Here is an 8,643-nt window from a genome sequence, read left to right as displayed (position 1 = left end):
GTTGTTCCTGGCCGTCAGCTCTGTCCAGGGCCACTGAACGCGGCGGTCAGGGGGGATCAGGCGCAGACGTGCAGGCGCAGGGTTAGGCCGGTCGGCGTGGCGCGGATCTCGACGAGGTCGCAGAGCTGGTGGATCATCCACAGGCCCCGGCCGCCGTTGCCGGAGGTGAGCGAGGGGCGGCTGCGGCCGGCCAGTGGGTCGCTCAGCTGCCCGGCGTCGTGGATCTCGGCCACGGCGGCGCCGTCGCCACGGGTCCACAGGCGCAGCACTCCGCTCCCGCCGCCGTGGGCGACCGAGTTGGCGACGGCCTCGCCGATCGCGAGCACGAGGTCGTCCCGGCGCGCGGGCCGCAGCGCCGTGCTCCGGGCCCAGCTGTCGGCCCGGTGGCGCACGGCGGCCAACTCGCCACCGCTGTAGGCCACTCGCATCACCCCGGCGGGCTCCGGTTCGGGCAGCGGCTGGTCGCAGTCGGCACAGACCACGGCCGGGTCGGTGTAGTGCAGGCTCGGGAGGTCCGTGCCGTCCTCGATGACGGTCGGGTGGGTGCGGCGGGCGTCGCCGACGACGGCCGCATGCAGCGCGGTGAGGTCGTAGGGGCACAGGATGGTCGCGCCGCGCCGGGCGAAGGCGGTGTTGATCAGGGCTTCGTGCCGGGTGGCCTCGAGGATCTCCGCGCGGCTGCGGCCCGCCCAGATCGGCTCGCCGACGATCCGCACCGGCCGGTCGGGGTGGCGGTCGGCGAAGCCCTGCAGCGCGGCCAGGATCCGTCCGGGATTGCGCCCCAGGACGGTCATGTCGGCGAACTCGACCTCCGCGGCAACGTCGCCCAGAGCCGAGCGCAGCGCCGCCACCCGTAGGCCGGGGACGGCGATGAAGCAGGGCTCCGCGGCTTCCAGGGCGCGGCGCGCGAAGTCGCCGACAGCGCGGAGGTAGCCCTCGGTGGTCCGGTAGAACAGGGCCGGATGCACAAAGGGTCCGGTGGCCGGCCGGGCGGCCACGCTCTCGTTCACGCCGTCATCTCCACGACCCTGTGCTCATGACCTTGATCCTACAAGAGGCCTGGTACGGGGACTGGTTGACGGCGCCGGTGCCGCGCCGGGCGCGCTCACCGGTGCGACCGGCCCTGCCTCGTCGCGACAGCGGTACCACTCCAGCCCGGCCCTGCGCATCGCACCCTCCCGTTTCGGCGCACGTCTGCCCGCGCCCCGCGCCGCCACACCCGCGGTCCGGCGAGGAGATGTGCGGGTGCGGTGACGGGGTGATCGCCCCAGGGTTCAAGCCCGGTCACCCGGGTAGGGGTTCCAAGACGGCGCGGCACGTCCGCGGCGTCTCCCATCGCCTGAAGCAGCCGGGCGGAGGTTCCCGTCCCCCCGGGTCATGGTCGTCGTCGACCGGCCCACCGGGGGAGCGACTCCGTCACGCCCAGGAGATGAGGACCGTGCCGGTCCAGGCACCGCTCCATTCCCGCACCACGCCCAGCACGCCCACCGTGTCGACGGCGAGCAGCGATCACGCCGCGGGCGAATCGCCGCTGCCCATCCGCCCCACCCGCCGGGAGCTGCGGGCGATGGGCAAGACCGAGGCCCGCGGGCTGAGCGATTCCCTCTTCCGCCGGCTGGCGGCGCTCACGCCGGGGACGGCCGACTACAGCTACGTGCGCGGCACGGTCATCGAACTGAACATGCCGCTGGTCCGCTTCGTCGCCACGAGGTTCCGGCACCGCTGCGAGGAGTTCCAGGACCTCGTCCAGGTCGGCACCGTCGGTCTGATCAAGGCGGTGGACGGCTACGACCTCGACCGTGGCGTCGAGTTCCCGACCTATGCGATCCCCACCATCTCCGGCGAGATGAAGCGCTACTTCCGGGACACCTCCTGGCCGGTGCGGGTGCCGCGCAGTGTGCAGGAGCTCTACCTGGCGGTGATCCGCGGCTCGGACCAGCTGGAGCAGCGGTTGGGCCGTGCGCCGCGGGTCGAGGAGATCGCCGAGTCGCTGGGCCTCGACGAGTGCGAGGTCCTGGCCGGCCAGGCAGCCGCCCTGGTGAGCCGGACGGACTCGCTGGACGCGCTGCACGAGGGCGACGACGACCCCTTCGGCAGCTCGCTGCTCGACCGGATCGGCGTCCTGGACCAACGCCTGGACCTGGTCGAGTTCCGGATCGCGGTCCGCCCGCTGCTGGCCCGTCTGCCGCAGCGCGAGCGCACCATCCTGCTGCTCCGCTTCTGGGGCGACTGCACGCAGAGCGAGATCGCCCAGCGGCTGGGCATCTCCCAGATGCACGTCTCCCGCCTGCTCGCCGCCACCCTGGGCGGCCTGCGCGAGCAGCTCACGCAGGGGTAGCGGAGTTCCACGCGGGCCTTCCTGCTGGACCACGCTCGGCAGGATCCGCCGGGCCCACCCGTCCTACGCTGAGACCTGTCGAAACCCGATCGGTGGAGGCGGCGATGGACCGGGCCGAAGCGGAACTGCGCGAGGTCGTCGACCGTCTGCGGCAGGAGGTGACCGGGCTGCGCCGGGCGATGCGGACCCGGGCGGTCATCGAGCAGGCCAAGGGCCTGCTGGTGGAGCGGCTCGGCGTCTCGCCGCAGGAGGCCTTCGACTGGCTCTCCGACCACTCGCAGCAGAGCAATCGCAAGGTGGCGGAGCTGGCCGCCGAGCTGCTCGGCCAGGCCGCCCCGGGCCCGCCCACCGGGCCGCAGCCAGTCGGGCCGCAGCCAGTCGAGCCGCAGTCGACCGGGCACCGACCGCCCGCGGACCCACCGGCCGGGCCCCCACCGGCAGGCTCCCCACTGCCTGCGGACCCACCGCCCGCGGGCCCATCGGCGCGGCCGCCCGCCCCCGCACCGGCCCGCCGACGGCAGCTGGACGCCACCGGCGCGACCCGCTACCACCTGGCGGCCGCGGCCCTCGCCGCCGCCACCGACGAGCGGCAGCTGGCCCGCGCGGTCGGCGAGGTGGCGGTCGCACCGCTGGGGGCGAGCGCGGTGGTGCTGGCGGTGACCGAGCCGGACGGCGCGCTGCGCCTGGTGGCCGGGCACGGCCTGACCTCGCGGCGGGCCGGCCAGTGGCGCCGGATTCCGCCGGCCACCACGGTGCCGATGGCCCGGGCCCTGCGCGAGCCCGGCCCGGTGTGGGCCGGGCCCGGCGACGACCCGGTGATCCCGGGGGCCTCGGTCTGCGCGCTGGCGCTGCGTGCCGGCGACCGGGCGATCGGTGTGCTCGGCATCGGCTGGCCGGAGCACTTCCGGTCCGGGCCCGACACCGAGCGGTACCTGCGCGCCGTCGCCCAGCTCTGCGCCGACGAGCTGGCGCGGTGCGCCGCGGGCCGCCCCGCGGACGTCGCCGGCCCGGGGGAGCGGTGGTCACGGACGGTGCTCGACTCCCTCACCGCACCGGCCCTGCTCCTGACGCCGCTGCGGGCGGCGGACGGGCGGGTGGTCGACTTCGGGGTGGCCCATGCCAACCCGGCCACCGTGGACCTGGCCGGTCGCACGGCGGCCGAGCTGGCCGGGGGCCGGCTCACCGAGCTGTACCCCGGCCTGATCACCAGCGGCGCGCTGGCCGGGCTGCTGCGGGCCCACAGCAGGGGCGAACCGTACGAGCAGGAGCTCGACCCCCTGGTCGAGGTGGTCGACGGCACGCCGCACGCCAGCAGCCTGACCCTGCGGGCGATGCCGCTGCCGAACGGGCTGCTGCTCACCTGGCGCTCGTACGACGCCCAGCGCCGGGCGGAGCGGCAGCTGGCGCAGGCCTGGGAGTTCGCGCGGCTGGGCACCTGGCACTGGCACGCCGGTGACACCGCGCTGGCCTGCTCCGCAGGCTTCGCGGACGCAGTGCTCGGCCGGCCCGGCGGCACACCCCTGAAGGCGTCCGAGATCGAGGAGGCGGTGCTGGAGGGCGACCGGCCGGCCCTGCGGCAGGCGGCGCGGCGACTGCTCGACAGGTGCGGCAAGGCCGAGCTGGACCTGCGGATCCGCCGACCGGACGGCGGGCTGCGCGAACTGCGGGTGGCGGCGGAGAGCAACGGGGGCGGCGCGGCCCCGGTCACCGAGGTGCACGGCGTGGCCCAGGACGTCACCGCCCAGCGGGCGGCCGAGCGGGACTCGGCCGCGGACCGCACGGAACTGGCCGAGCGGCGCCGCCGGTCGGTGGCCGAGCACCGGGTGATCCGCGCCCTGCAGCACGTCCTGCTCGCGGCGCCGCGCGCCCCGGCCGTGCCGGGCCTGGAGTACGCGGCCCGCTACCTGCCGGCCGAGCAGGAGACCAAGGTGGGCGGCGACTGGTACGACCTGTTCGCGCTCCCGGACGGCAGCGCACTGGTGGTGGTCGGGGACGTCTCGGGACACGGCCTGCCCGCCGCCGCGGGGATGGGTCAGCTGCGTTACGCACTGCGCGGGCTGGCCTGCACCGGCGCGGCGCCCGGGGCCCTGCTCGCGCTGCTCAACCGGATGATGCTGCAGCAGCGCTTCGACTACGTCGCCACCGCCGTCTGCGGCCGGCTCGACCCGGCGGCCCGCACCTTCACCTGGGCCCGGGCCGGCCACCCGCCGCCGCTGCTGCTGGCCGGCGACGGCAGCGCGCGGTTCGACGCGGCGCCCACCGGGCTGCTGCTGGGCGCGGTGCCCGAGGCCGAGTACGGCGCGACGACGCTGGAACTGCCCCCGGGTGCCACCCTGTTGCTCTACACCGACGGCCTGGTGGAGCGGCCCGACCGGCACCCCGGCAGCGGCGCCGCGCGACTGCGCGAGGCGGCGTCGGAGTACCCGGGAACCTCCCTCGACGGCTGCCTCGACCACATCCTGCGCCGCTTGGAGGCGCCCAACCCGCGCGACGACAGCTGCCTGCTCGGGGTGCGGCTGACCACCGGCTGACCACCGGCCGACCTGGAGCCCCGCCCGCCTCACCGGATCCGCAGCGCGATCAGGCTGGTGTCGTCCTCGGTGTCTCCGGTGGCCTGGGCGAGCAGCCGGTCGGCCAGGTCGCCGAGCTCGTTCCCGGCGAGGTCCTGTGCGGCCCGGCCCAGCAGGGCGAGGCTCTGCCGCAGGTCGGCGCCCCGCCGCTCGACCAGCCCGTCGGTGTAGAGCACGAGCGTGTCCTGGGCGCGCAGCGTGGTGCTGGTCTCGCGGTAGGCGACGTCCGCGGCGGCACCGAGCAGCACGTTGCGGTCCGACTCCAGCAGCCGGGCCCGGCCCTCGCGCAGCAGCAGCGGTGGCAGGTGGCCGGCGCTCGACCAGGTCAGCCGCCGGGTGCCGGGCTCGAAGATCGCGCAGAGCGCGGTCGCGGTGAGGTGTCCGCCGGTGCGCAGGGTCAGCTCGTTGAGCCAGTGCAGCAGGCGCGCGGGCGACTCGCCGGTCACCGCCAGCCCGCGCAGCGCGTTGCGCAGCGCGACCATGCCGGTGGCCGCCTCGATACCGTGGCCCGCGAGGTCCCCGACCGCGACCATCACCCGGTCCCCGGGCAGCGGCAGCACGTCGTACCAGTCGCCGCCCACCCGGTACTCCTGGGCGGCGGGCCGGTAGCGGGCGGCCACCTCCAGTCCGGGCAGCCGCTGCGGCTCCGGCATCTCCGGCACGATCGCCTGCTGCATTTGCAGCGCGAGCCGGTGGCGGGTGTCGGCCTGTTCCTGGACGTCGGTGAGCCGGTCGAAGGTCGCCGCCAGTGCCGCCTCGGTGTGGTACTGGCCGGTCACGTCCTGGAAGATCCCGGTGATCCCGGTCAGCGTGCCGTGGGTGAGCAGCGGCTCCGCCACGATCTGCACCCGGCGCACGCCGCCCTGCGCCCGCCGGGCGCGGACCACCAGCTTCACCTCGTCCTGGCGGCGGATCAACCGGGTGATCGCCGTGGTCAGTTCGTCCGCGTCGGCCGGATCCACGAGCCGCGCGAGTCCGCTCAGCGGGACCGGGTCGGCGTCCTCGGGCAGGCCGAAGAAGGTGAACGCGTGCTCGCTCCACCGGCTCGTCCCGGTGGTCAGGTCGTCCTCGAAGGCGCCCAGGCCGCCCAGGCCGCCCGCCACCCGCAGCACCGAGAAGCTGTGCTCCAGGGTGCCGGAGTGCCACAGGACGGCGGCGTGCTCCGGGCCCACCGGCAGCACCCGCACGTTGACCAGGGTGCCCGGCTCGCCGGGGTGGTGCTCGGCCGGCACCTGGGGCGCGGTCTGCGGGGTCTGGTTCTCCAGTGCGCGCTCCAGCAGCTCGGAGAGCGGCACGTGGGCGTAGGGCAGCGCCTGCTCCAGCGCGCTGGGGGCACAACCGGAGCAGATCCGCCGGGCGGTGCGGTTCGCGTGCTCCACCACCGGGCCCGCGCCCGCGGCGGGCCGGTGCAGCAGGATCGCCGGGTGGGCCAGCAGGTCGAGCAGCGAGGTCAGCACCGGGCGGGGCAGTTGCGCGCTGGTGCGGAACTCCGCCCGGCGCTCCCGGGCGGCGAGCACGTGGGCGGCGACCTCGACCAGCGAGGCGAGCTGCCCCCGCACCTCCCCGTCCAGCCTGGTCGGCCCCGGCCAGCAGACCGCGGCGACGCCCACCGGCAGCCCCTGCTCGCCGTGCAGCGGCAGCACCGCCCGGGCGGCGTGCCGGTCCGGGCCGGGCAGGCGCTGGCCGGCGGCGGGGCCGTCGGCCAGCCACAGCGCGGTGCCGGTGGCGAACGCCCGTCGCAGCGGCCCGTCCCACAGCGGGGACACCAGCTGCCAGTGCGCCCGCTCCAGCCGGCTGTGCCCGGCACCGCCCACCAGCTCCAGACAGTCCGACGCCACCTGGCGCCAGACCAGCACCCCACAGGCACCCAGCGGTGCCAGACCGTCGCGCAGCAGGGCCTCGGCCAGCTCGTCCAGGTCCTCCCCGGCAACTGCGTCCGCTGCGGCCTCCGACCCCTCCCGGGCGTCCGGGCCGTCCCCGGCGTCGGCCTCCTCGGCAGCCTGCGGCAGCGCGGGCTCCCGGGCCGCGGCGGCGCCGACCGGGGGGCTGTCCGAGCCGTGCAGCAGGTCGGCGGCCACCTCCTCGGGCCGCTGCCCGGTGGCCTCGGCGACCGCCGCCAGCTGCTCCAGCGCCTCCGCCGGAGCCAGGCCCAGCCGGGCCATCAGCAGACCGGTGGCGAGGTCGAGCTGCTGCTGCCGGGTCCTGCGCTCCCGCGGGCCCCGCAGCTCGTCGGTGGGGCGGGTGACCGGGCCGGCCGGCTCCGCGCCGTCCTCCGGTTCGCTCGTCATCGCTCTCCTGACGTCGGGGCCGAAAGCTGGGGGACATCCGTCCCGGACGCCGTGGACGCGGCCGCTCCGCTCCCGCACCCTCCCGTCCGAGCCTCGCTCCCGTCAAGGGCCACGGCAACGCAGCGGGCGCGAGGCCCGGGCGGGTTTCGGCGACGCCCGGGTGGGCAGCCGCCCCTGAGCGTCGGCGTACGGGCGGCGTCGGTCCAGCAGGCGACATGACCACCGCACCGGTGCGTACCGCGCGTCGGCGGCAGTACCTGCTCTGCACCCCGGAACTCCGTCCCCGAGGCAGGTGACCGGCCCATGTCCACCACCCTCAGCGCCTTCACCGCTGCGCCCGCGCTGCCCACAGCCCGCGGTCCGCTCGGTGCGGCGCTGCTCGACACGCTGCGCCGGCCGCCGCGCACCGACAGCGTCCCGGCCGCCCCCGCGGGCCTCGACCCGTGGGGCGAGGACCTGCAGCTCGCCCTCTACACCTGCTACGAGCTGCACTACCTCGGTTTCGCCGGCGTGCATGCCGCCTGGGAGTGGCACCCGGCGCTGCTGGCCCTGCGCGCCCAGCTCGAACACGCGTTCCTCGGTGCGCTGTGCGAGGCCGTCGGCGAGCCGCCACCGCTGGACCGGGCGCTGTCCGACCTGCTGGTCGAGCCGGCGGGGGCGGACGGGCCCTCGTACCGGCTGCTGGCCGACGGACAGCGCTGGCAGGCGCGCGAATTCCTGGTCCACCGCTCGCTCTACCACCTGAAGGAGGCCGACCCGCAGCTGTGGGTGGTGCCCCGGCTGCCGCACCCCGTCAAGGGCGCGCTGATGACGATCCAGTTCGACGAGTACGGCGCCGGGCGTCCCGAGCGGGCGCACGCCGTGCTGTTCGCCGAGATGATGGCGGACTTCGGCCTGGATCCGGCCTACGGACACTACCTGGACGCGGTCCCGGCGCCCGGCCTGGCGGCGGTCAACCTCCAGTCGATGTTCGGCCTGCACCGATCGCTGCGGGCCGCCCTGATCGGCCAGTTCGCCACTCTGGAGATCACCTCCTCACCGGGCGCGGCCCGGCTCGCCCAGGCCTTCGCCCAGCTCGGAGCCTCGCCCGCCGGGACGCTCTTCTACCGCGAGCACATCACCGCCGACGCGGTGCACGAACAGTTGGTCCGGCACACCGTGATCGCCCCGCTCGTCGCCGCGGAGCCCGAACTGGCGGCGGGGATCGCCTTCGGGATCGCCGCCACGGGGGCCGTCGAGGAGCGCCTGGGCGGGCACCTGCTCGGCTGCTGGAACGGGCGGCGCAGCTCCCTGCGCGTCCCGCTGGACGACGCGCCCGGCGCCACCGCCGGGGTCGATGGGGTCGACGGGGTGGCACGGTGACGGTCCGAGGATCCTCCGTCCTGCTGCGGGTATGCCGACCGCTGTTCCCACCGGCAGGCGCGGCCGTCGAATCCGCGCCGGATCC

At 75.9% G+C, this 8,643-nt stretch carries 5 protein-coding genes; 3 read left to right on the top strand and 2 right to left on the bottom strand.

Translation table 11 applies throughout. The annotated features are described in order from the left end of the window. Positions 1-56: 56 nt before the first annotated feature. Positions 57-1,010, bottom strand: coding sequence for a sensor histidine kinase (locus OG294_RS03795; protein ID WP_327064939.1), 954 nt, complete (start codon positions 1,008-1,010; stop codon positions 57-59). 419 nt (positions 1,011-1,429) lie between these two features. On the opposite strand from OG294_RS03795, the gene OG294_RS03790 reads away from it, so the two are divergent. Beyond that, positions 1,430-2,338 (top strand): SigB/SigF/SigG family RNA polymerase sigma factor, encoded by a 909-nt coding sequence (locus tag OG294_RS03790; protein WP_327064938.1) that lies wholly within the window; start codon positions 1,430-1,432, stop codon positions 2,336-2,338. Between the two features lie 104 nt (positions 2,339-2,442). Beyond that, positions 2,443-4,869 carry a SpoIIE family protein phosphatase gene (locus OG294_RS03785; RefSeq protein WP_327064937.1) on the top strand — a complete coding sequence of 809 codons (2,427 nt, stop codon included), beginning with the start codon at positions 2,443-2,445 and terminating at the stop codon, positions 4,867-4,869. A 29-nt stretch (positions 4,870-4,898) separates the two neighbouring features. Here the strand turns inward: OG294_RS03785 and OG294_RS03780 are convergent, their stop codons facing one another. Further along, positions 4,899-7,196 (bottom strand): SpoIIE family protein phosphatase, encoded by a 2,298-nt coding sequence (locus OG294_RS03780; RefSeq protein WP_327064936.1) that lies wholly within the window; start codon positions 7,194-7,196, stop codon positions 4,899-4,901. 303 nt (positions 7,197-7,499) lie between these two features. On the opposite strand from OG294_RS03780, the gene OG294_RS03775 reads away from it, so the two are divergent. Next, complete coding sequence (locus tag OG294_RS03775) at positions 7,500-8,558, top strand: iron-containing redox enzyme family protein (RefSeq protein ID WP_327064935.1); 1,059 nt, start codon at positions 7,500-7,502, stop codon at positions 8,556-8,558. Positions 8,559-8,643: the final 85 nt, after the last annotated feature.

This window comes from Kitasatospora sp. NBC_01302 (assembly GCF_035976515.1).
Classification (GTDB): domain Bacteria; phylum Actinomycetota; class Actinomycetes; order Streptomycetales; family Streptomycetaceae; genus Kitasatospora.
Note: the sequence above shows the minus strand (reverse complement) of the source record. Positions and strands in the feature narration are given on the sequence as shown.

Coding starts and splice junctions, on each gene's coding strand:
- OG294_RS03775 (WP_327064935.1), top strand. CDS start 7,500: ATGTCCACCACCCTCAGCGCCTTCACCGCTGCGCCCGCGCTGCCCACA.
- OG294_RS03785 (WP_327064937.1), top strand. CDS start 2,443: ATGGACCGGGCCGAAGCGGAACTGCGCGAGGTCGTCGACCGTCTGCGG.
- OG294_RS03790 (WP_327064938.1), top strand. CDS start 1,430: ATGAGGACCGTGCCGGTCCAGGCACCGCTCCATTCCCGCACCACGCCC.
- OG294_RS03780 (WP_327064936.1), bottom strand. CDS start 7,196: ATGACGAGCGAACCGGAGGACGGCGCGGAGCCGGCCGGCCCGGTCACC.